17 protein-coding genes and 2 tRNA genes are annotated in these 23,260 nt (G+C 70.3%); 9 read left to right on the forward strand and 10 right to left on the reverse strand.

Going from position 1 to position 23,260, the window contains the following annotated elements; all coding sequences use genetic code 11:
* Window positions 1-60: 60 nt before the first annotated feature.
* From ACOJUF_RS12450 to ACOJUF_RS12480, 7 genes are all read right to left on the reverse strand, one after another.
* The gene (locus ACOJUF_RS12450) at window positions 61-837 is read right to left on the reverse strand and encodes an SDR family NAD(P)-dependent oxidoreductase (RefSeq protein ID WP_420122166.1); all 777 of its coding nucleotides are present in this window, start codon (window positions 835-837) and stop codon (window positions 61-63) included.
* Window positions 838-867: 30 nt separating this feature from the next.
* Window positions 868-3,549, reverse strand: coding sequence for an MGH1-like glycoside hydrolase domain-containing protein (locus ACOJUF_RS12455; protein WP_420122167.1), 2,682 nt, complete (start codon window positions 3,547-3,549; stop codon window positions 868-870).
* Window positions 3,550-3,551: 2 nt separating this feature from the next.
* Window positions 3,552-4,826 carry an MFS transporter gene (locus ACOJUF_RS12460; protein WP_420122168.1) on the reverse strand — a complete coding sequence of 425 codons (1,275 nt, stop codon included), beginning with the start codon at window positions 4,824-4,826 and terminating at the stop codon, window positions 3,552-3,554.
* A 3-nt stretch (window positions 4,827-4,829) separates the two neighbouring features.
* Window positions 4,830-6,389, reverse strand: coding sequence for a GMC oxidoreductase (locus ACOJUF_RS12465; protein WP_420122169.1), 1,560 nt, complete (start codon window positions 6,387-6,389; stop codon window positions 4,830-4,832).
* A gap of 126 nt (window positions 6,390-6,515) precedes the next feature.
* Window positions 6,516-7,814, reverse strand: a complete 1,299-nt coding sequence (locus ACOJUF_RS12470) for an NAD(P)/FAD-dependent oxidoreductase (RefSeq protein ID WP_420122170.1) — start codon at window positions 7,812-7,814, stop codon at window positions 6,516-6,518.
* Window positions 7,815-7,842: 28 nt separating this feature from the next.
* Window positions 7,843-8,856: a cytochrome d ubiquinol oxidase subunit II gene (cydB, locus tag ACOJUF_RS12475; protein WP_420122171.1), complete on the reverse strand. Its 1,014-nt coding sequence runs from the start codon at window positions 8,854-8,856 to the stop codon at window positions 7,843-7,845.
* 11 nt (window positions 8,857-8,867) lie between these two features.
* The gene (locus ACOJUF_RS12480; RefSeq protein ID WP_420122172.1) at window positions 8,868-10,376 is read right to left on the reverse strand and encodes a cytochrome ubiquinol oxidase subunit I; all 1,509 of its coding nucleotides are present in this window, start codon (window positions 10,374-10,376) and stop codon (window positions 8,868-8,870) included.
* Between the two features lie 244 nt (window positions 10,377-10,620).
* Between ACOJUF_RS12480 and glgX the strand changes: the two genes are divergently transcribed.
* From glgX to ACOJUF_RS12495, 3 genes are read left to right on the forward strand one after another with little or no spacing between them, the layout of a single operon-like run.
* Window positions 10,621-12,699, forward strand: coding sequence for a glycogen debranching protein GlgX (gene glgX, locus ACOJUF_RS12485; RefSeq protein ID WP_420122173.1), 2,079 nt, complete (start codon window positions 10,621-10,623; stop codon window positions 12,697-12,699).
* A gap of 54 nt (window positions 12,700-12,753) precedes the next feature.
* Window positions 12,754-13,974 carry an AAA family ATPase gene (locus ACOJUF_RS12490; protein ID WP_420122174.1) on the forward strand — a complete coding sequence of 407 codons (1,221 nt, stop codon included), beginning with the start codon at window positions 12,754-12,756 and terminating at the stop codon, window positions 13,972-13,974.
* Window positions 13,971-14,573, forward strand: a complete 603-nt coding sequence (locus ACOJUF_RS12495) for a DUF4276 family protein (protein ID WP_420122175.1) — start codon at window positions 13,971-13,973, stop codon at window positions 14,571-14,573. The genes ACOJUF_RS12490 and ACOJUF_RS12495 overlap by 4 nt, the downstream gene beginning before the upstream one ends.
* Window positions 14,574-14,599: 26 nt before the next feature.
* On the opposite strand, the gene ACOJUF_RS12500 is transcribed toward ACOJUF_RS12495, so the two are convergent.
* Entirely contained in the window at window positions 14,600-15,898 is a 1,299-nt protein-coding gene (locus tag ACOJUF_RS12500) for a DUF222 domain-containing protein (protein ID WP_420122176.1), read from the reverse strand.
* Between the two features lie 810 nt (window positions 15,899-16,708).
* On the opposite strand from ACOJUF_RS12500, the gene ACOJUF_RS12505 reads away from it, so the two are divergent.
* Window positions 16,709-17,176 (forward strand): hypothetical protein, encoded by a 468-nt coding sequence (locus ACOJUF_RS12505; protein WP_420122177.1) that lies wholly within the window; start codon window positions 16,709-16,711, stop codon window positions 17,174-17,176.
* A 160-nt stretch (window positions 17,177-17,336) separates the two neighbouring features.
* Here ACOJUF_RS12505 and ACOJUF_RS12510 read toward each other — a convergent pair whose 3' ends face one another.
* Window positions 17,337-18,512 carry an ROK family protein gene (locus ACOJUF_RS12510; RefSeq protein ID WP_420122178.1) on the reverse strand — a complete coding sequence of 392 codons (1,176 nt, stop codon included), beginning with the start codon at window positions 18,510-18,512 and terminating at the stop codon, window positions 17,337-17,339.
* An 889-nt stretch (window positions 18,513-19,401) separates the two neighbouring features.
* Here ACOJUF_RS12510 and ACOJUF_RS12515 point away from each other — a divergent pair.
* From ACOJUF_RS12515 to ACOJUF_RS12525, 3 genes are read left to right on the forward strand one after another with little or no spacing between them, the layout of a single operon-like run.
* A complete protein-coding gene (locus tag ACOJUF_RS12515) occupies window positions 19,402-20,832 on the forward strand; it encodes a sugar porter family MFS transporter (protein ID WP_420122179.1) in 1,431 nt (476 codons plus the stop codon).
* 17 nt (window positions 20,833-20,849) lie between these two features.
* Window positions 20,850-20,981 carry a hypothetical protein gene (locus tag ACOJUF_RS12520; RefSeq protein WP_420122180.1) on the forward strand — a complete coding sequence of 44 codons (132 nt, stop codon included), beginning with the start codon at window positions 20,850-20,852 and terminating at the stop codon, window positions 20,979-20,981.
* Window positions 20,981-21,490 (forward strand): hypothetical protein, encoded by a 510-nt coding sequence (locus tag ACOJUF_RS12525; RefSeq protein WP_420122181.1) that lies wholly within the window; start codon window positions 20,981-20,983, stop codon window positions 21,488-21,490. Before ACOJUF_RS12520 ends, ACOJUF_RS12525 begins: the two co-directional genes overlap by 1 nt.
* Before the next feature lie 56 nt (window positions 21,491-21,546).
* Here the strand turns inward: ACOJUF_RS12525 and ACOJUF_RS12530 are convergent.
* Window positions 21,547-21,620, reverse strand: a tRNA-Gly gene (locus tag ACOJUF_RS12530).
* Between the two features lie 83 nt (window positions 21,621-21,703).
* On the opposite strand from ACOJUF_RS12530, the gene ACOJUF_RS12535 reads away from it, so the two are divergent.
* Together ACOJUF_RS12535 and tig are read left to right on the forward strand one after the other, a co-directional pair.
* Window positions 21,704-21,777 (forward strand) — tRNA-Pro (locus ACOJUF_RS12535).
* A 235-nt stretch (window positions 21,778-22,012) separates the two neighbouring features.
* Window positions 22,013-23,260: trigger factor (gene tig, locus ACOJUF_RS12540; RefSeq protein WP_420122182.1), on the forward strand; the 1,248-nt coding region annotated here is incomplete at its 3' end.

Raw genomic sequence — 23,260 nt, forward strand, 5'->3', positions numbered from 1 at the left:
GACCACCGGTCCGGGCCGTCGTCGTCTGTCCGGCCGCCGACGGCACGTCGGCGATCCCGGTTACAGGCCGGGACTGGAGTGCATGAGCCCGCCGTCGACGAACACCGTGGTCGCGTTGAGGTAGGCGCCGCCGTCCGAGGCCAGGAAGGCCACCACCGAGGCGATCTCCTCCGGCTGGGCCATCCGGCCGAGCGGGATCGCCGCGTCGAGCGTCTTCATCTTCTCCGGGTCGGCCATCGTCGAGGTGTTGATCGGCGTGGCGACCGCGCCCGGCCCGACGTTGACCAGCCGGATGCCGTGCGGGCCCAGTTCCTGGCCGGCGGTCCGGGTGAGCATCTTGGACCCGCCCTTGGACAGGCAGTAGGCGGTGTTGCCGGGCATCGGCCAGTCCTCGTGCACCGAGCTGATCGTGATGATGGCGCCGCCGTCGCCCTGCGCGATCATCTGCTTGGCCGCGAGCTGGGTGCCGAAGAACGCGCTCTTGAGGTTCACGTCCAGCACGAAGTCGTACTGCTCCTCGGTGGTCGACAGCACGTCGGTGCGGGTCTCCACCCCGGCGTTGTTGACCATGATGTCCAGCCGGCCGAACGAGGACACCGCCTGGTCCACCAGGCGCTGCAGGTCGGCGACCTTGCTGACGTCGGCGTCCACGCCGACCACCTTGTCCTCGCCGAGGGCGGCGAGCTGCTGCTCCAGCGCCTCGGTCGCCTCCGGGTGCGAGACGTAGTCGATGACGACGCTGGCGCCCTGGGCGGCCAGCGCGATGACGATGGCCTTGCCGATGCCGCTGTTGCCGCCGGTGACGATGGCGACCTTGCCGGCGAGGGGTCCGGTCATGGGTTCAGTTCTCCTGTCGGGGGTGGTCGGTCAGTTCTCGTGGGGGGTGGTCAGGATCAGGTGGGCGACCAGCGCGGTCCACCCGGTCTGGTGCTCGGCGCCCAGGCCCATGCCGGTGTCGCCGTGGAAGTACTCGTGGAACGGCAGGTTGTCCTTCCACCGGGGGTCGGTGGCGAGCCGGTCGTACCAGCCGTGCACCGGCCGGCGGCCGTCCGGACCGGGCAGGAAGATCGACACCAGCCGGCGGGCGATGTCGTCGGCGGCCGCGCCGACGGTCAGTTCCCGGCCCGAGCCGGTGGGGTACTCGACGGTGAGCGCGCCGGGGGTGAGCCGCTCGTAGTCCCGCAGCGCCTCGACGAGCAGCACGTTCAGCGGCATCCAGATCGGCCCGCGCCAGTTGGAGTTCCCGCCGAACAGGTTGGTCGTCGACTCGGCCGGTTCGTAGTCGACGGAGGCCTCGGTGTCGCCGATGCGGATGGTGAACGGGTGCTCCCGGTGCCAGGCCGACACGGCCCGGATGCCGAAGTCGGACAGCAGCCCGTCCTCCTCGAAGACGTTGGCCAGCAACCGGATCAGCCGGTCCGGCGGCACCAGGGCCAGCATCCGGTGCCGGATGCCGTCCACGTCGCTGGTGTGGAACAGGCTCAGCGCCTCGGGGTGGTTGGCCAGGTACCACTGGGCCCGAGCGGCGAAGTCGGGCAGGTCGGCGTCACCGAGCGACCCGTCGTAGGTCAGGGTCGCCCGCAGCGGCACCAGGCCGACCAGGGACTTGACCTTGATCGGCACGTCGGTGCCGTTGGCCAGGTGCAGCACGTCGTAGAAGTAGGCGTCCTGGTCGTCCCACATCATCCCGCCGTTGGCGGCGCCGGCGATGCTCAGGAAGTGCTCGAAGAACTTGGTCGCGACGTCCTGGTACGACCGATTGTGCCGGGCCAGCCGCAGTGCGATGTCCAGCAGGTCCAGCGCGTACATCGCCATCCAGGCGGTGGAATCGGCCTGCTCCAGGAACCCGACGTCGGGGGACAGGGTGGACCGGTCGAGCGGGGAGATGTTGTCCAGCCCCATGAACCCGCCCTCGAAAAGGTTGTCCTGCTCGCGGTCCTTGCTGTTGACCCACCAGGTGAAGTTGATCAGCAGCTTGTGGAAGATCCGGGCCAGGAACTCGAAATCGGTCCGGCCGTCGATCTCGAACACCCGGATGGCGGCCCAGCCGTGGACCGGCGGGTTGACGTCGGAGAAGTTCCACTCGTAGGCCGGCAGCTGTCCGTTGGGGTGCATGTACCACTCGCGCAGCAGCAGGATCAGCTGGTCCTTGGCGAACTGCGGGTCGATGTGGGCCAGGGTCACGCAATGGAAGGCCAGGTCCCAGGCGGCGAACCAGGGGTACTCCCACGGATCCGGCATCAGGATCACTTCGTGGTTGTTCAGGTGCCGCCAGCTGCCGTTGCGGATCCGCCCGCGGCCCGGCGGCGGCGCCGGCTGGCCGGGGTCGCCGTCCAGCCACCGGCTGACGTCGTAGTGGTAGAACTGCTTGCCCCACAGCAGCCCGGCGAAGGCCTGCCGGGCCACCCGGTACTCCTCGCGGCCGCGCTCGACCGGGATCGCCGCGTCGTAGAACGCGTCCGCCTCGGTCCGGCGCCGCTCCAGGGTGGCGTCGAACTCCGCGGCCACGTCGATCGGTTGGGTGGCCAGCGCGGTCGGGTCGGCGTCGAGCGCGGGATGCGGGACGCCGACGAGCCGGACCCGGACCCGGGCGGTGCCGCCGGCGGGCACCGTGAGGGTGTAGTGCAGGGCGGCCTTGGTGCCGTGGTGTTCGGGGTTGACCGTGTCCGCGCCGTGCAGCACGTGGTCGTTGATGCCGTCCTTGGGATACGGGGTGAGATTCTCACCCCCGAAGAGCCGGGCCGCGTTCGTCTCGTTCTCGCAGAACAGCGGCTCCGGGTCGCCGTCGCCGGTGAGCACCAGCGGGCCCGAGCGGGAGTGGTCGCCCACGATCCGGCCGGCGGCCAGCCGCATCGACGGCTTGGGGTGGTCGGTGTAGCCCCACGACCAGGTGTTGCGGAACCACAGGGTGGGCAGGACGTGGATCGTCGCCTCGTCCGGGCCGGCGTTCTCCACCGTGATGTTCATCAGCAGGTCGCGGGGCCCGGCCTTGGCGTAGTCGGTGGTGACCACCCAGTACCGGTCGTCGTCGAAGGCGCCGGTGTCGACGAGCTCGTACTCGGGCTCGAGCTTGCCGCGCCGCGCGTTCTCGGTGATCAGATCGCCGTAGGGGAACTCGCGCTGCGGGTAGTGGTAGCGCCAGGTGTTCCAGGAGTGCGTCGGGGTGGCATCGAGATACCACCAGTACTCCTTGACGTCCTCCCCGTGATTGCCCTGCGGCCCGGTCAGGCCGAACATCCGCTCCTTGAGGATCGGGTCGACCCCGTTCCACAGGCCCAGCGACAGGCACCAGTTCTGCGTGGCGTCGCAGAATCCGGCCATGCCGTCCTCGTTCCACCGGTAGACCCGGGACCGGGCGTGGTCGTGCGGGAAGAAGTCCCACGCGTTGCCGTCGGCGCTGTAGTCCTCGCGGACCGAACCCCAGGCCCGTTCCGAGAGGTACGGACCCCAGTCACGCCAGGGCGCCGTCCCGGCGTCGGCCTCGGCGAGCCGGGCGCTCTCGGCCATGCGGGACGCGGCGGCGCTGCCGCGCGGGCGGGAGGTTGCCATGATCAGGACCTTTCCGGAACATCGTGGGGGTCGTCGGTGGGAACGATGGGCTCGGGGTGCGCGGTGCGGGCCGAGGAGCGCAGGCCGGCTCCGCGGGCGATGACGGCCGCGACGAGGGCCAGCACCACGGCCACCCCGGCGCCGGTGAGGTAGACGCCGGACATGGCCAGCCCGGTCGCGGCGGTCAGCGGGGCGACACCGAAAGCGGCCACCCCGTACCCGACCTGGTAGCCGGCGATGAGTTCGCCGGACGACGCGGCGCCGAGCCGGGGGAACTCGCGGCCGGCGAAGCTGACCGACAGCGGCAGCATCGCCGAGCAGGCCAGCCCGGCGGCGCCGTAGGCCAGGACCGCGGTGGTCGGGGTCTGCGCGCCGGCGACGGCGACGTTCGCGCCGACGATCAGCACCGGCAGGAGCAGATAGGTCGCGGTGGGCGGGATCCGGGCCGGGAGCAGCGCGACGATCACCCGGCCGGCGGTGACGCAGGCCCAGAACGCGGCCAGGGCGGCCGACGCCACCGACACGCTCAACCCGCGCTGGCCGGACAGGTACAGGCTCGACCAGTTGCCGAACAGCGTCTCGCAGATCCCGTACAGCACCACCGCGGCGACGTACCACCGGAACCGGCCCGGCAGCCGGGTCCGGCCGCCGCCGGTCGCCCGCGCGGCCGGTGGACCCGGGTCGAGCCGCAGGCGCAGGCTGGCGCCGATCGCCCCGACGAGGGCGACGGACACGCCCAGCGGCAGCAGCCACCAGCGCGGCAGCAGCACCGCGATCAGCACCGGGGCCAGCGCCGTGCCCAGGCCCAGCAGCACGTTCAGGGTCAGCACGCTGCGGTCCTCCCGGCCCGGGGCCAGGGCCGCGGCGAAGGTGTTCAGCGCCGACACGCAGCTGCCGAAGCCCAGGCCCAGGGCGCCGGTGGCGGCGAGCAGCATCGCGTAGGCCGTCGGGGACGGCGCCGGGAACTGGCTGGCGACCAGCATCAGCATCGCCACGACATTGGCCACCAGCCCGACCGTCAGCACCCGTTGCAGGGTCCAGCGGGCGGCCCAGACCGGGGTGAGCGCGGCGGCGGTGATGGCCAGCACCACCTGGGGGGCGAACATCAGCCCGTACTGCGACGCCGACAGGTCGTACCCCGCCGGCGCGGTCAGCACCGACGACGCGGCCGGGAAGCAGACCAGCGCCAGCCCCTGGACCAGCCCGGCCGCGTAGACCAGGACGGCGGGGCCCCGGACGGTTCCCCGGGCCGCGCCCCGCGCACCCCCCGTCGACATGGGTCAGCCCAGCCGGTCGAGCAGGTGATCGCCCACGCGCAGGGCGTTGGCGGCCGCGGTGAGGGCCGGGTTCACCGCGCCGATCGAGGGGAAGAAGCTGGTGTCGACGACGTACAGGTTGTCCAGCTCGTGCGCCCGGCAGGACTCGTCCAGCACCGAGTCGGCCGGGTCGCTGCCGAACCGGCAGGTTCCGGCCTGGTGCGCGACGCCGGCGATGGGGATGTCGTTCTTCATGTAGGCGGTACGGGGGATCAGGTGGTGCGGGTTCAGGCCGAGATGGTTGAGCCGGCTCTTGATCCGGTGGTAGAGCTCGTCCAGGGCGCGCGTGTTGTTGGGCGTGTACGACAGGGTCACGTTGCCGTCCGCGGCCAGCGTCACCCGGTTCTCCGGCCGCGGCAGATCCTCGGTGGAGAGCCAGAAGTCGACCGCGTGCACGGCCACGTCGGACAGCGCGAAGGTCGGGGCCAGCGCCGTCTCCAGCGGCTTCTCGCCCCGGTACATCGGGGCCGAGCTCTTGCCCACCATCTGGATGTTGCCCATCGGGAACGCGAAGTCCTCGTCACCGAAGTAGAAGTCGTTGACGCCCAGCGTCTTCTGGAAGCGGGTGTCGTTCCGCTCGGTGGACACCGCCAGGAACGCGCGGCTGTTGTGGACCATGTAGTTGCGGCCCACCTGGTCAGAGCCGTTGGCCAGACCGTTCGGGTGGCGATCGGAGGCGCTGCGCAGCAGCAGCTTGGCCGAGTTGGCCGCGCCGGCCGAGACGACCACGATCGAGGCGGCGAACCGCTGCCGCTCGCCGCCGACCAGGGCCACGACCTCGGTGACCGACCGGCCGGTCGGATCGGTGTCGAGCCGGATCACCTCGGCGCCCCGCACCAGGGTGACGTTCGGGTGCTCGAGCGCGGGGCGCACCGCGACCACTTCGGCGTCGGACTTGGCGTGCACCAGGCAGGGGAAGCCGTCGCAGGTGGCGCACCGGATGCACCGGCCGTAGGCCATGTTCGCCTCGTCCAGCATGATCCCGGCCGGGGCGTGGAACGGGTGCAGGCCGCTGCTGCGCAGGTCGTCGAACAGTTGCTGGATCCGGGGCTCGTGCGAGACGGGCGGGAAGGGATAGGGGGCGCTGCTGGGTGGTTCGGTCGGGTCCTCGCCGCGCTGCCCGTGCACCTGGTAGAGCTGCTCGGCCTGGGTGTAGTACGGCTCGAAGTCCGCATACGGCACCGGCCAGGCGGGGGAGATCCCGTCGACGTGCACCAGCTCGCCGAAGTCGCGTTCGCGCAACCGGTACAGCGCCGCGCCGTAGAGCTTGGTGGCGCCGCCGACGTTGTAGTGGATCTGCGGCTGGAACGACGCCCCGTCCTTGTCGTACCACGTGTCCGGCGAGACGTACCGGTTGTCGACGAAGACGGCCGTGGCGTCCCAGTTCTGCACCTCGCGGGGCAGCCAGTCGCCGCGTTCGAGGATCAGGATCCGCTTGCCGGACGGGGCCAGCCGATGGGCCAGGGTGCCACCCCCAGCCCCGGAACCGATGATGATGACGTCGTAGTCGCTGTTTTCGGGCACGCTTCCTCCAGCGGGGTGCGTCCGGGCGGCGGCGGTCGCGCCGGACGGGCAGATGTCGGGCTCGGCGCGGCGGCGGGCCGAGTGGGTGGGTGAGAGGGCCGAGGGCGGCCTCGCAAGCTCGGCGAACTACAGCGTCGGCGCGTCGGCGGCGTCGTCGGCCCAGGCGATGCGCCCGACCGAGTCCTCGAGCTCCAGATCCGCCGAGCGGTCGTGGTGGAAGTAGTCGTCGGCCCAGTTGAGGAAGGCGTCGACCTGGCTGTGCATGCCCGACAGCAGCACCGCGTGCAGGCCGAGCCAGGCGACGTAGGCCAGCGGCCCCTCGACGTGGTGGCGGTGCTTACCGATCTCCGAGACGGCCGCATTGCGGCCGATCATCGCCATGATGCCCTTGTCGTGATAGTGGAACGGCGTCACGCCGGCGCCCTTTCGGTCGGCGACGATGTTCTTGCCCGCCCACTTGCCCGACTGCTGCGCGACCGACCCGAGCTGCGGCAGCGCGTGGCCGTCGCCGTCGGGGATGTTCGCGGCGTCGCCGATCGCGTAGACGCCCGGGCACCCGGGGACCGTCAGATCGGCGGCCACGTCCAGCCGCCCGCCGTGGCCCAGGGTCACGCCGGTGGTGCCCAGGATCGGCGGACCCGAGATGCCGCCGCCCCAGATCACGGTGTCGGTCGGCACCGTCGTCCCGTCGGACAGGGTGGCGGTGTCGGCCTGGACGCCGCTGACCGCGACGCCGAACGTGACCTCGACCCCCTTCTCGGTCAACTTCTCCAGGGCGTAGGCGTGCGACTTGTCGGTGAACGGCTTGAGCAGCGCGTGCCCGTGGTCGACCAGCCGGACCGTGGCCGGAGCCCGCAGCCGGCCCTGGTCGGCCAGCGCGGAGAACAGCTCGGCCAGCGCCCCGGCGGTCTCCACCCCGGTCGGGCCGCCGCCGCAGACGACCACCGTGTACGGTTCCGGCGCCTGGTCGGTCCCGTCGGCCGGGGCGGTCAGGGCCTGCAGCCGGTCGCGCAGGTGCGACCGCAGCCGGCGCGCGTCCGGCACGGTGTAGAGCGGGAACGAGTGCTCCGCCGCGCCCGGCACGCCGAAGAAGTTGGCCTGCGACCCGGCGGCGACGACCAGGTAGTCCGCGGTGTAGTCGGCGGTGGTGCCGCCGGCGGTGGTCGTCACGGTCCGGGTCGCCAGGTCGATCGAGGTGACCTCGGCGGTCACCGTGACCACCCGCTCCTGACCCTTGAACGCGGTAGCCAGCGGCCGGGCGACGTCCTCCGCCGGCAGCTGGGAGCTGGCGACCTGGTAGAGCAGCGGCTGGAACTGCGTGTAGTCGTGCCGGTCGAACAGGGTCACGTCGACGTCGTGGTCGGCCAGCTCGGACGCGCAGGCCACGCCGGCCATCCCGCCACCCACGATGATCGCGGTCGTCATGCAGTTCTCCTCGGTCGAAGTTCGTTGATCACGCAGCGACGGTCGTGCCGGCGGGTCCGGCGGTCACCCGGCGCCGGAAGACGTAGTAGGTCCACCCCTGGTAGAGCAGCACGATCGGCACCAGGACGGCCGCGGCGATCGTCATCACCTGCAGCGAGTACGGGCTGGACGAGGAGTTCGCCACGGTCAACGAATACGCCGGGTCGGTGGTGGACACCAGCAGGGTGGGGTAGAGGCAGACGAACAGGGCCGCGACGACGCCGCCGATCGTCACCGCGGTGGCGGCGAAGGTCAGGCCGGCCGACCGGCCGGACAGCCCGGTGACCGTGGCCAGGACGGCGGCGACGGCCGGCACGGCGACGGCCAGGATGCCCCAGCCGCCCGGCGCCGCCAGCACGACCATCCAGACCGCCACCACCAGCACGAGCGCGGCCGCGGGCAGGCAGAGCCGGCGCAGCAGCGCGTGCGCGCGGTCCAGCACCGGCCCGGTCGCCCGCAGGGTCAGGAACGCGCACCCGTGCAGCAGGCTCAGGGTCAGCAGCGTGACCCCCAGGACCAGGCCGAACGGGGTCAGCAGGTCCAGGAACGTGCCGGTGAAGTCGCCGTCGGCGTCGATCGGCAGGCCGGCCAGCAGGTCGCCCAGGCCGACCCCGATGAGCAGCGGGGCGAGCACCGAGCCGATGGTCAGCGTCCAGCCCCAGGTGCGGCGCCACGCCGGCGCCGCGAACTTGCCGCGGAACTCGAACGACACCCCCCGCAGGATGAGCGCGGCCAGCAGCAGCCACAGGGCCAGGTACAGCGCGGAGAACCAGCTGGCGTACCAGTTGGGGAAGGCGGCGAACATGGACGCCCCGGCGACGATCAGCCAGACCTCGTTGCCGTCCCAGACCGGGCCGACCGTGTTGATGGCGACGCGGCGCTCGGTGTCGGTGCGCCCGACCACCTTGTGCAGGGCCCCGACGCCGAAGTCGAACCCCTCGAGCACGAAGAAGCCGGTCCAGAAGAACGCCACGACGACGAACCAGACGGTGGGCAGACTCATCTCGGCCGTCCTCAGTACGTCAGCGACGGGGTCGGCGCGGCGGCGTCCGCGGGCGGAGCCGTCTCGGGGACCGGCGTGAGCGGCCGGCGGGCGTGCCGGACCATCAGGATCGCGGCGATCACGCCCAGGGTGGTGTAGAGAACGACCACGATGCCGAGGCTGATCATGATCTCGCCGGCGCTGCCCGAGCCGGACAGTCCGTCCTTGGTCAGCATCAGACCCTGCACGATCCACGGTTGGCGGCCGCTCTCGGTGAGCAGCCAGCCGGCCGTCGCCATGAAGAACGGGGTGACCATGATCCAGCTGGCGACGACCAGGAACAGGCGTGCGGTGGCCAGCTTCTTGCGCCACCACAGCCAGATGCCCCACACGCAGAACAGGGCGACGAGGGTCGCGATGTAGGCCATCACCCGCATCGACCAGTACTGGATGAAGACGTTGGGGACGTAGTCGCCGGGACCGTACTGCTGCTGGTACTGCTCATTCAGCGGCGTGAGGCCCTGCACCTGCCCGTCCCAGGTGCCGGTGGCCAGCAGCGACAGCAGGTGCGGGATCTCGATGATCTTGGTGGGCGGGTCGTCGGCGCTCCACCCGCCGATCTGCAGCATCGAGAAGGAGCACGGCTGGCAGGTGGTCCAGTTGGCCTCCGCCGCCGCGATCTTCATCGGCTGGTAGGTGGTCTCGTTGATGCCGAGCTGGCCGCCGACGTGGAACTGCAGGACGGTGCCGATCAGCAGGGCGAGCAGGCCCAGCTTGGCGGTGGCCAGGAACGGTGACGGGGCGACCGGTTCGACCGGAACCGGAGCGTCCGCGCTCGTCCCGCTGGCGGCCGGCTCCGCGCCGGCCGCGGCTTCGATCGGCGCGGCCGGGGCCGGCGGCGCCGGGACCGCCGGTCGCCGCCGCAGCTGCCAGGCCGAGACCGCGAGGAGCATCCCGCCGCCGAAGATCAGGGCGACCAGCAGCACGTGGATGTAACCCCAGATGAAGATGGGATTGGTGAAGACGTCGCCGATCGAGGTGAGCTCGGCCCGCCCGTTGTCCGGATTGATGGCATATCCGCGTGGATTCTGCATCCAGGAATTCGCGGCAATGATGAACAAAGCGGACAAACAGGCGCCGACCGCGACCATCCAGGCGGTGAACAGGTGCAGCCGCCGGGGGAGCACGTTGAACCCGAACAGCCACAGCCCCAGGAACGTCGATTCCAGGAAGAACGCGGCCAGGCCCTCCATCGCGAGGGGCGCGCCGAAAACGTCGCCCACGAAACGGGAGTAGGCCGACCAGTTGAGGCCGAACTGGAACTCCTGCACCAGGCCGGTCACCACCCCGACGCTGATGGAGATCAGCATCAGCCCGCCGAAGAAGCGCAGGATGCCGCGCAATTCGGGCGTGCCCCGGCGGAACCACCGGGTGTGCAGCACCGCGACCAGGATGGCCATGCCCATCGTGATGGGCACGAACAGGAAGTGGTAAATGCTCGTCGTGGCGAATTGAATGCGGGCCAGGTCCAACTGATCCATCGATGCGCTCCAGCTGACGCGGCGGACTCGATCCGGAAAAGAGTGGTCAGGACGGTGGTGCGACGACGTTGCGGGACGGCGTCGCGGCAAACCCGGCTGCTCCGGCGGGCACAGCCCGGCCGCGCCAGGCCCCCCAACCCTGACGCATGCGAACGAACCCCGACATCACCCGGAGCGGGTGGATGACACCCGTAGCCTAGATTACTCAGCGACATCATGTCTCACAGCCGGTAACTTCTCCGGCATGGAGCTGCGCGCCCGACCGGGCCGACCCTTCCCGCTCGGCGTGCACCTGCAGGACGGGGGCGCGAGCGTCGCGGTCTACTCGTCGGTCGCCGACGCGGTCGACCTGTGCCTGTTCGACGAGCGCGGTGCCGAGACCCGGGTGCCCCTGCCGGGACGCGACGACGGCATCTGGCACGGCTTCGTCCCGGGGCTGGAAGCCGGCCAGCTCTACGGCTTCCGGGTGCACGGCCCGTGGGACCCCGCCACCGGCCGGCGGGCCAACCCGGCCAAGCTGCTGCTCGACCCCTACGCGCGGGCGATCAGCGGCGCGGTCACCGTCGCGCCCGCCGCCTACGGGTACGACGCGGCCGACCCGCGCCGTCCGAGCGGGCTGGATTCGGCGCCGGTGATGCCGCGCAGCGTGCTGGTCGCGCCGACCGGCGGGGCCGACCCGGCCCGCCGGCCGGGCCACCACCTCAACGACTCGGTGATCTACGAGATCCACGTCAAGGGCTTCACCGCCCGGCACCCGGACGTGCCGCCGGCCCTGCGCGGCACGTACGCCGGGCTGGCCCACCCGGCGGCGATCGACCACCTGCGCCGGCTGGGGGTCACCGCGGTGGAACTGCTCCCGGTGCACCACCACGTCTCCGAGCCGGTCCTGGCCGGGCGCGGGCTGACCAACTACTGGGGCTACAACACGATCGGCTACCTGGCCCCGCACGCGGACTACTCCGCCGCCGTCCGGGCCGGCCGGCCGGGTGGTCAGGTCGCCGAGTTCCGGGACATGGTCGCCGCCCTGCACGCTGCGGGGATCGAGGTGATCCTGGACGTGGTCTACAACCACACCGCCGAGGGTGACGCGGGCGGCCCGACGATCGGGTTCCGGGGTCTGGACAACGCCGCCTACTACCGGCTCGACCCCGCCGACCCGGCTCGCTACATCGACACCTCCGGGTGCGGCAACGCCCTCAACGTGGGGAACCCGACCTGCCTGCGGCTGATCATGGACTCGCTGCGGTACTGGGTGACCGAGATGGGGGTCGACGGGTTCCGGTTCGATCTCGCACCCAGCCTGGCCCGGCAGGACGGTTCGTTCAGCCGGCTCGCGGCCTTCTTCGACCTGGTCTGGCAGGACCCGGTCATCACCCAGGTGAAGCTGATCGCCGAGCCGTGGGACGTCGGCCAGGGCGACAGCTACGACGTCGGCCGGTTCCCGCCCGGCTGGAGCGAGTGGAACGGGCGGTTCCGGGACACCGTGCGCGACCTGTGGCGCAGCCACGACGGTCTGCTGCCGGACCTGGCCACCCGGCTGGCCGGCTCGTCCGACCTGTACGGGCCGCGCCGGCGCGGCCCCGACGCGTCGATCAACCTGGTCACCGTGCACGACGGGTTCACCCTGACCGACCTGGTGTCCTACGACCGCAAGCACAACGAGGCCAACACCGAGCACAACCGGGACGGCACCGACGACAACCGGTCCTGGAACTGCGGGGTCGAGGGCCCGACCAGCGATCCCCAGGTGGCCGCGCTGCGGGACCGGCAGCGCCGGGCGCTGCTGTCGACGTTGCTGCTCGCCCGCGGTGTCCCGCTGCTGCTCGGCGGGGACGAGCTGGGCCGGACGCAGGGCGGCAACAACAACGCCTACTGCCAGGACAACGAGATCACCTGGTTCGACTGGTCGGCCGTCGACACCTCGCTGCGCGATTTCACCGCCGACCTGATCGCGCTGCGCCATGCCCACCCGGCACTGCGGCGCCGCGGCTATCCCGTGCACCCGGATGCCGTGCGCTGGTTCCGCCCGGACGGGGCGGCGATGGCGGCGCCGGACTGGGCGAACCCGGAAGGCAAGAGCATCGCGATGGTGGTGTCCGGCACCCTGGACGCCGACCTGGCCGACGACGGAACGCCCATGCTGGACGACGACCTGGCCGTCGTGATCAACGCCTGGTGGGAACCGGAGACCTTCGCCCTGACCTGGGACGCCGGACCGGCCGTCGTCGAGTCCGACAGCCACGACCCGGGACGGGCCGGGACCAAGGTCGACGGTGCGCTGGTGGTCGGGCCGCGTTCGGTGGTGCTGCTGCGCTGCGGGTGAGCAGCAGACTCCTCGTACCCCGACGATACGATTGGGGCGTCTTCAGGAGGTGTTGTGACCGAGCCCGATCGGCCCAGTAGCCAGTTCCGCATCACCCGGGTTCTCCTGCGTCACTTCCGGAGCATCGCCGCTTGCGACGTCGAGTTGGGCCGGATGGCTCTGCTGGTCGGAGCCAATGGATCGGGCAAAAGCAACTTTCTTGACGGCCTACGCCTCGTTTCAGACTCGTTGCAGACGACACTGGACCACGCACTTCGCGATCGGGGCGGAATCGGCGAGGTTCGACGTCGGGCGACGGGGCATCCCACCCACTTCGGTATTCGTCTGGAGTTTGTCCATCAGAGTGGATCGGGAACGTATGGGTTCCAGGTAGCAGCGGTCAAGGGAAAGGACTTTCGGATATCGGACGAGATATGCGAGGTCCACTTCTCTGACAGCACATCCAGGCCCGATGACCTCCTCTGGCCTAGGTCGAGTTCGTTCAAGGTGCGCAACGGTCAGGTGGTCGAGGGGCCGAAGGTCGCCCTGCCCCCGGCCACGAGCGACCGCCTCTTCTTGGTGGCCGCCTCCGCGCTGCCGGAGTTTCGCTCGGTCTATGACGGTTTGGCGGATGTCAACGTGTACAACATCAACCCGGAGTCGATGCGCCAGCTGCAAACCCCCGACGCGGGTACGAGTCTGCGTCGGGATGGTTCCAACATCGCAAGCGTATTGGAGCGCCTGCGGCGCGAGAACCCAAATGTTAAGACACGGGTCGAGGAGTACCTCCGGCAGATCGTCCCAGGCGTCCGCGGTGTCGAGCGCATTGGCCTCGGGTCGTACGAAACGATTAAGGTTGATCAGCAGGTTGCCGGGGCTAAATCACCGTGGTCATTTCTGGCGACCTCGGTGTCGGACGGGACCTTGCGCGCGCTCGGTGTGTTAACCGCGCTGTTCGCCGGCTCGGCTCAGCGGTTGAGTCCGATTGGCATTGAGGAGCCGGAGTCGGCACTGCATCCCGCTGCGGCACGGTTGCTGCTCGACGCGCTCCGCGATGCCAGTTCGCGCCGTCAGGTGTTGGTCACGAGTCACAGCCCAGACTTGCTGGACAACGAAACGATCAGCGAGAGCGAGATCCTCGCTGTCACTGCTAAGGACGGTCAGACAACGATTGGTCGTCTCGATGCGACCGCGCGGTCGGCGCTTGAGGACAGCCTGTTCACCCCGGGTGAACTCCTCCGCGTTGGTCAGCTACAACCGCAGCCGTCGGTGGAGCAGATCGATCTGTTCCGGTGAGCTTCACCCTTATGCCGGTCGTGGAGGGGCACGCCGATGCGAAGGCAATCCCGATTCTTCTCAGGCGAATCTGTGCTGAGATATTCGGACGGTGGGACATCCTGATCCGCGAGCCTTGGCGGCTGCCCCGCTCCAAGATGGTTATCCCCGCAGAGATACGTAGGGTCTATTACCCCTTGTCGAAAGGTGCGGTTGGCGGACCCGGTGCGATCGTCGTAGTGCTCGACCAGGATGACGACCACGACATCTCAGAGCTCGTTGACCGAGTCTCGGAACCCATGGCCGACATGGCCGACCTACGGGTCGTCGTGGCCTGCCGAGAGTACGAGGCGTGGTTTCTCGGAGGGATAGAGTCTCTTCGGGTCCACCGCAGCGTGCGCGACGACGCGTCCTTCGACTCCGATCCAGAGGCGCCGCGGGATGCCAAGGGTCGACTGCGCCAGCTCATGAACGAGCCGTACCGGGAGACGCTGCACCAGCCAGCATTTACCGAGTTGCTGTCCATCGGAGCGGCTCGACAGCGATGTCCGTCGTTCGATCACCTGGTTCAAGCCGTCGGTGAGCTAATCGGCACGACGAACGCCCGTTGCAGCGAGTAAGGCGTTCAGGCCTGCAATGCACCGCGTCAGTTCCGGAGCCGATGCCGGGTGTTGCGGCGGGGTCGTCGGTCGGGGTCGATCCAGGCGGGTGGGATGACCTGGGGGTGGCCGTCCGGCGCCATGCGGATCTGCCAGTCGCCCGTGTGGATGAGGGTGTGGTGATGCCCGCACAGCACGGCTCCGTTGTCCAGGCTGGTCGGTCCGCCATCGGCCCAGAACCGGATGTGGTGCAGGTCGGCCCAGCGGGTGGGCCGGTCGCAGCCGGGGAAGACGCAACCGCCGTCGCGCAGGGTGATGGCGCGGCGCAGGGCGGTCGGCCAGATCCGGGTGGCGCGGCCGATGTCCAGGGGTTCGCCGGCGGCGCCGAGGACGGCGGGGATGACGGTGGCGTCGCACAGCAGGCGGCGGGCGTGGGCAGGGCCGATGCCGGTGCCGGTGGCGTCCAGGACCGCGGAGCCGAGCCGGTCGGTCAGGGCGTCGAACTGCACGGTCATGGTGACGTGGGGTCGTTCCCCGCCCTGGACGGGTCCGTCGCCGATGGCGAGGTACCCGTCGAGCACCGTGGAGAACGCCTGCGCCAGGCGGGTCGCGGCGGAGCGCTCGTCTTTGACGCCGTCGACCTGGGGCCGGGGCGCCGCGTGGGGGTCGGTGGCGGCGTTGAACGCGGCGATGGTTAGGTCGTCGAGGCGGCCTTTGATACCGGTCAGGCCGGTGCGGGTGTCGCGGGGGCCCAGGGTCAGTTCGGCGCGGTCGGCCGGGTTGGGGGGTTCGAAGGCGCCGTCGGGGTCCATGGTGTCCAGCAGCTTCTCGGCGACGCGGCTCAGGTCGATCGGATCCATGCCCTGGGCGTGGTCGACCAGGGTGTGTTCGGCCTCGCCGCGGATCTCGGGTGTGATGTCGGTGGGGATGCGGCTCATCGCCCTGACCACGATCGACGTCTGTTCCGCCCCGACCGTCCCGTCACGGAGGGCGGCGCCGAGCTCCGGAAGCGTGGGCGGGATCTCGCCGCCGCTGATGGCGTCCTGGGGCAGCACCGCCCGGGCGGCGCGGACCCGGCTCCGGGCGTCGCCCGGGCCGATGGTCAGGGCGTGCCGCAGCAGGGCGGCGGTGGATGGCTGCCCGTGAACCTGGGCCAGGCGGGCCAGGTCGATCTCGCCGGCGACCATGACCTGTACGGCGTAGGTCAGCCTCGCCAGGTGCTCGACGGTGCGGGCCGCAGCGAGCAGGTCGTCGCCCGGCAACTTCCAGTATTCGGCGTCCAGCAACTGGACCAACCCGGTGCGCACCTGGTCCGCGACGCGGGTCACGTCGCCCGGAGTGGTCACCGCCAAGGTCATGATCCATTGTCGCATACATGTTCGATTAATGCCAGCCAAACTGCGAGTTCATCGGGGTGAGCAGAAGCTTCACTCCTTCTTCGTGCTGGAGTGTTGCCCCGCGATGTCGATCACACAGCCGGCGGCCGCGTCGGCGGCGACCTGGAAGTGGACAGTGTTCGCGCACCAGGGTGGACGCGGTCGTCGGCCACTGGCCGGCCGGTAGCGGCCGGACACCGCCCCATCGGAGTCGAGCGTCGAAGCTGATCCTGGTCGCCGCCCGGACCTCGCCGCCGAGGGCGGCGCCGTCGGCCACGGCGTCGGTGGCGAGGACGAGAGCGTGGTGGTCAGGCCCAGAGCGAGGATGGCCCAAGCCCGTGCGCTCGGTTGGGTCGGCACCGGCGTCGAGTGGCCGGCCGGTTACCGGCAGTTCGACGATCTTGGCGACCGCGCCGATCAGGGCGGATCGAGGGTGATCGGCGACGTGGGTTCTGGCCGAAGATGATCAAAGCCGGTCGCGGGCCGCCTGGCCGCGAGGTGAGCGGACGATGCGTCGGCTCGACGTGTCCGGGCTCGCGGTCCGCCTGTCCGGGCTCGCGGGTCCACGAGGTGTTTTCCGTCCGGCCCGACGGTCGGCCGCCTCCGTGAATGGCCGTGCGCCCGGCTCAGGCCGATCGGACAGCGTTCCCACCCGACTCCCAGACCGCACCCTCCGGCCCGGGTGAGGCGGGGGGCCGGACCCGCTGACAGCCTGGGGTGCGGGGCCGCGGTCGTCGGCCCCGCCCACCGATCGACACCCCAAAGCCCTGGAGGCGCACCATGACTCACGCTGCTGAGAGCCCGGCACCGGCCCTGCTGGAGGAGATGTTCGTGCACACCGCACGGTCGGTCTCCAGCACCGACGGCTCGCTGACCCTGCACGGGCTCAACCCGGCCACGCTCTACTTCTCCGACCGACCGGAGCGGGTCGTCGGGCACATGACGACCGAGCAGTTCGTGCAGATGTGGTCCCAGGGACCGAACAGCTTCCTGGAGGATCCGCCCAACGCGGTGCTGTCCTGGGTGGAGAAGGGCCAGGACACCCCGGCGGACGCCGTTGTCGTGCTGCGCGACCCGGTGATCGAGCAGGAATCCATCACGTATGCGATCGAGGTCCTCGACGGGGCCGTGCCGGCGACCGGGGGCGCCGTGTCGTTGTTCATCGATCCGTTCGGCCGCCCGCTGAGCCCGGTCTCGGTCGCCGGGGTGCGGCGCCGCGAACGGCGGCGGGAATTCCGCCGCTTCTGACCGCGGGAGGTCGCCGGCGGTGGGGCGGTCGACGTCGGTCGAACCCGTCATCCACTGCCGCGCGGCCGGCCGGGCCGCGCGTGCTGAGCGAGGGGGAGCGCGCCGGCGTGGACCCCGGCGGCCCCGGCGACCGTCCGGCCCGGCGCCGGCGTCGTGAACCTCAGCCCTGGTACAGGGCTCGCTGGCTGGCCTGCGCGACCGCGCCCATGAGCTCCGCCCGCAGCCCCAGTTGTGCGGTCCGCACCTCCACGACCGCGGCAGCGGCCGGCTGCGCGTAGAGATTGATCGACTCCCGGACGCCCTCGACGAGCGGTTTGCCGGCGGTGCCGAGCACGCCACCGAGCACGATCATGGACGGGTTGAGGCAGTTGCAGATGTCGGCCAGAACCCGCCCCAGGATGCGCCCGGACGCCATCACGATCCGGGTGATCGCCGGATCCTCACCGCTGCGCGAGAGCGGGAAGTCCGGGTTCGGGACCGAATCCAAACCGGCTGCCTTCAGCCGTTCCTCCACCACGATGCTCGACACGACGGTTTCCAGGCAGCCGCGGTTGCCGCACCGGCACCATCCCTCCTGGCTCGTCACATTGGTGTGCCCGATCTCGCCGGCGATGCCGTGGGATCCCTGGTACGGAGCGCCGTTGAGGATGAGGCTGGCGCCGATCCCTTCGCCGGCCTTGACGTAGACGACGTCTCGAAAGCCCTTGGCCGCGCCGAACCGCACTTCCGCGCCGGCCCCGAGATCGGCGTCGTTGACGACGACGACCGGACCGCCCAGCCGGCTACCGAGTTCGCGTTCGGGCTCCAGATGCGCCCAACTCGTCATGATCGAGGCGGACTTGATCCGCTTCGTCCGGACGTCGAGCGGCGCCGGGAGGCCCGCGGTGATGCTGCGGACGTCCAGGATGGTCATATCGAGCTGGCTGAGCAGTCGGTGCGCAGCCCCGGCGGCGACATCCAGGGCCGCCGCGGCCTGAGCGTCGACGTTGACCTCGGAATGTTGGTCCGCCAGCACGCGACCGTCCGTGGTGGCCACCGCGACCGAGACGTGGGTATGTCCGAAATCGATGCCGAGCACCACGCCCCGGGGCGGCGCAGCGACCAGCAGGGCCGAGGGGCGCCCCCGCCCGGCCCCCTTCCCGCCGGCGTCGAGGACGTCCTCGACCACGAGACGCTCGTTGAGCAAGTCCTGGACGGAGTCGGCGACGGCGCTCCGCGACAGGCCGGTCAAGCGGCATAAATCAGCTCGCGTCACACCGCCTTCCCGTCTTATTACCTCCAAAAGGAGCTCTCGAGAACGGTGTCGGCGGGATGAGGGCGTCTTTGCGGTCGTCATCGGTGGTGACACTAGCATCTTTAATCCTGTAAGCAACCAAAAATCCTACGAATTCTGCAAGTGTGATCCAGGTCATAGCAACCCCGGCCACCGCACCGAACTTCGGTTCGCGCGCGGCGCCCGCCCGGCATCATCCGCGTCCACCCGACCGGTGCCGGGCCGCCGCCGCCCGGCGCGGGCACGCCCGCGCGCCGGGTGCGATTGCCTGGTCGACCGAAGGTGAGCGGAAGATGTCGGCGCGTGCTTCTGCCTGACTTCGGCTCTTAGTCGGCCCGTCCCGGCGCCGGCCCGAGCAACGGTCGGCCCGCCGGACCGGTAACACGATTTACCAGTGCTCGACACTCGTCCGCCGCTCCGGGCTCTGCTTCACTACGTGCACAATTGCCGCCCGATTTCTGACGCCTCAGGCGCCGGGCCCGCACGTCGTGATGTCGCACGGCCGCAGCCGCCGGTGTCTAATACGCCTCGGACGAGGACGGCCCGGCCGGACTTGCCATTCATCCCATTCTTCGGGCGCACGTTGTTGTATGCCCGGCGGTTTCGCGCCAGACGCATCCGCAGTGACTATCGGAGGCAGGATTTGACTGGGTTCGACCCCACGGTCGGCGTGCTCGAAGCGATGTCGTGTACGACCGGACCGGCACCCATCGCAATGCAGTTCTCGAGAACGGCGGCTGCGTCCGGTCCACCGTCGCGGCGTCGGCCTGCCTGATGGACGGCGAAGGTCGGATCTGCGCGATCGCGCACGGGCGCCGGCGGGCCGAGGCAGCGAGGCATTGGAAACTCTCGCGGTTTTCCACCGTCGATGCGACAGCCCGCGGGCCGGTGGGTCCCACCGCCGGCCGGGCCACGATCGTCCCCCTCGACACAGGATTGGAAGGAGCACGACATGGGTGAGCACGGAGCATCTTTCAGCGCGGCCGGATCCATCTACGACGACGATTCCGCCGGCCGGGGGGTGGTCCGAATCGCCGGCGTGGCCGCTCTCGGCGGGTTCCTCTTCGGGTACGACAGCGCGGTCATCAACGGTGCCGTCTCGGCGATCGAGCAACAGTTCCAGGCCGACGCGGCATCGCTCGGGTTCGCCGTGGCGTCCGCGTTGCTGGGGGCGGCCGCGGGGGCGTTGGTGGCGGGACGCCTGGCCGACCACCTCGGGCGGCTCGCCGTGATGAAGGTGGCCGCCGCGCTGTTCCTGATCAGCGCGGTCGTCGCCGGCCTCGCGCCGAACCTGTGGTGGCTGATCATCGGGCGGGTGATCGGTGGTCTCGGAGTGGGTATGGCCTCGGTCATCGCGCCGGCCTACATCTCGGAGATCGCGCCGGCCCGCATTCGGGGACGGTTGGCGTCGCTGCAACAGCTCGCGATCGTCACCGGAATCTTCATCTCGCTGCTGGTGGATTTCCTGCTGGCCCGCGCTGCGGGGGGTTCCGCCGAGATGCTCTGGTTCGGGTGGGAGGCGTGGCGTTGGATGTTCATCGCGATGGCCGTACCGGCGGTGCTGTACGGGGTGCTCGCGCTGACAATTCCCGAGTCGCCCCGATTCCTGATCGCCAAGCACCGCATTCCCGAGGCGAAGGCAATCCTGGCCACGTTGATCGGCGACGTGCACCTGGACGACAAGATCGCACGTATCCGCTCGACCATGGAAGGGGAGAGCGAACCGTCCTGGAAGGATCTGCGTTCAGCCGGCGGAAAGATCGCCGGAATCGTCTGGATCGGCCTCGCCCTCTCCATTTTCCAGCAGTTCGTCGGCATCAACGTCATCTTCTATTACTCGAACATCCTCTGGGAGGCGGTCGGGTTCGACGAGAGCCAGGCCTTCGTGATCACCGTGATCGGTGCGGTGATCAACATCCTGACCACCCTGATCGCGATCGCCACCGTCGACCGGTTCGGCCGGAAACCCCTGCTGATCATCGGTTCCATCGGCATGACGGTCAATCTGGCCACCATGGCGTTCATCTTCGGCACGGCGGACGTGGTGAACGGAGCCCCCGTCCTGTCCGGCGCGCAGGGGCCGATCGCACTCGTCGCGGCGAACCTGTTCGTGATCTTCTTCGGCATGTCGTGGGGTCCGGTGGTCTGGGTCCTGCTGGGCGAGATGTTCCCGAACCGGATGCGGGCGGCGGCGCTGTCCCTGGCGGCCGGTGGTCAGTGGGTGGCCAACTGGATCATCACCGTCTCCTTTCCGGGCCTGAAGGACGTGTCACTGGCCCTCGCCTACGGTCTCTATGCCGGATTCGCCCTGCTGTCGCTGCTGTTCGTGATGCGATTCATCCGGGAGACCAAGGGCCGGCAACTCGAAGACATGCACGACTGAGCGGGCCGGACGCATCGATGCGGGACATCCACGCCGGCGCACGGCGGGCCCGCGCGACCTCGTCGACGCGCCGTCCCGACGAGTCCGACGCCGAGCTGATCGCGCCCGTCGTCGACCGTTCCGGGCCGCCCGATCGCGAGGTCCGCTGATGGAGCGAGGCTCGGCGGTGCCCACCGCCGCATCGGTCGCCGCCATCGGGGCCCGCTACAACCCGGTGACGGTGGCCGGCCGGATCGCCCGGATCGACGACGACCTGCGGTGGGTGCATCGTCGCCTGATCGGGTCGGTCCGGACCGTCGGTCACCTCGCCGGCGGCCGGCCGACGGTGCAGACGGTCCCGCCGGCCAGCGGTTCGGACCGGACGCGGCTGATCGAGCAGCGGGCTCGTCTGCTCGCCGAGCTGCGCCACTGGCGCCGGATCCGGGAATGGCAGATCGCCGCCGGCCGGGTCCGGGATCACGGCCCGGCGACCATCTCGCCGGGCGACTCGGTCCGGATTCGCGGCCGCTGGCATCGGGTCCTGGGCACCAACCGGCGAACTCTGCGGATCGAGGGCGAGGGTGGCACCACCAGGGTCGTGGCCTACCGGCTCATCCTGGATCACACCGGGCGGGACGAGGACGGCGCCGGCCAGGGCGAGGTCCGGACAGGCCCGTGAACCGCCGGCCGCCGGGCTCCGACCGCGCCGGGGACGGGGCCGGTCGGAGCGGGTCGTGGAGCGGGCGACGAGAATCGAACTCGCATCATCAGTTTGGAAGACTGAGGCTTTACCACTAAGCTACGCCCGCCGTGCCCCGGCCTCGCGCCGGTGCACGAAGATGGTAACGCACGTCGTACCCTCGTCCGGTCACCCCGGCCGGGGGTGCGAGCGCGGGGTGTAGCGCAGCTTGGTAGCGCGCCTGCTTTGGGAGCAGGATGTCGCAGGTTCAAATCCTGTCACCCCGACCCGGAATGCAGTCGGTGGGTCGACGCACCGCCGTCCTGCCCTAGAATGGCCCGCGGCTCTGCCTGCAGCACGGCCGTGACGCGGCCGGCGTGCCGCCGCGGTCCGGCAGCCCGCCCCTCGAACGCACTGCGGCAGCGTGGCGCATTCCTGGCGCCGGGCTCGTGCGTGCCGGCATGCCCCGGCGTCCGCCACCCGGACGACGCCGGCACCCGTCCGTCCGAGGAGCAACTGCACGTGAAGAGCACTGTCGAAAACCTGAACCCGACCCGGGTGAAGCTCACCGTCGAGGTTCCGTTCGACGAGCTCAAGCCCCACTTCGACCGCGCCTACCGGGCCCTGGCCGGCCAGGTGAACATCCCGGGCTTCCGCCGCGGCAAGGTCCCGGCCAAGATCCTGGACGCCCGGCTCGGCCGCGGCGCCATCCTGTCCGAGGTGGTCAATGAGGCGGTCCCGGCCAAGTACAGCGAGGCCGTGGACGAGGCCAACCTGCTGGTGCTGGGCCAGCCCGACATCGAGGTGACCCGGATCGACGACGGCGACGCGCTGGCGTTCACCGCCGAGGTCGACGTCCGGCCGGAGATCACCCTGCCGGCGATCGGCGACATCGCGGTCACGGTGGACGATGTGGAGGTCGCGGAGTCCGACGTCGACGAGCAGGTCGAGGCGCTGCGCGAGCGCTTCGCCACCACCACGCCGGCCGAGCGGCCGGCGGCCGACGGCGACCTGGTCACCGTCGACCTGGCGGCCGAGGTGGACGGCCAGACGCTCGACGAGGCGGCCACCGAGGGCCTGAGCTACCGGGTCGGCGCCGGCGACCTGGTCGACGGCATCGACGAGGCGATCGTCGGGCTGTCCGCGGGGGAGAGCAAGACGTTCGCCACCAAGCTGGTCGCCGGGCCGTACGCCGGCCAGGACGCGCAGGTCACCGTCACGGTGCAGTCGGTCCAGGACCGCACCCTGCCCGAGGTCGACGACGACTTCGCCCAGCTGGCCAGCGAGTTCGACACCGTCGAGGAGCTGCGCGCCGACCTGACCGAGAAGATCCGCCGGGTCAAGAACCGCGAGCAGGGTGTCGCCGCCCGCGACAAGGTGCTGGACGCGCTGCTCGAGCTGACCGACGTGCCGGCTCCCGAGGGCATCGTCAACGCCGAGTTCGAGTCCCGCGCGCACGACGCGGTGCACGCGTTCGACCACAACGAGGACGCGCTCAACGCGCACATCGAGCGCGAGGGCCAGACCCGGGAGGAGTTCGACGCCGAGCTGCGCGAGAGCGCGACCAAGGCGGTGCAGGCGCAGCTGCTGCTCGACGCGCTGGCCGAGGCGAACCAGGTCGGGGTGGACCAGAACGAGTTCACCGAGCGGGTGCTGTTCAACGCCCAGCGGCTGGGCATGTCGCCGGACGAGTACTTCCGCCGGATCCAGGAGGGCAACCAGCTCGCCGCGATCTTCGCCGAGGTGCGCCGGGGCAAGGCGCTGGCCCAG

The sequence above is a fragment of the Nakamurella sp. genome (assembly GCF_048594475.1).
Classification (GTDB): domain Bacteria; phylum Actinomycetota; class Actinomycetes; order Mycobacteriales; family Nakamurellaceae; genus Nakamurella.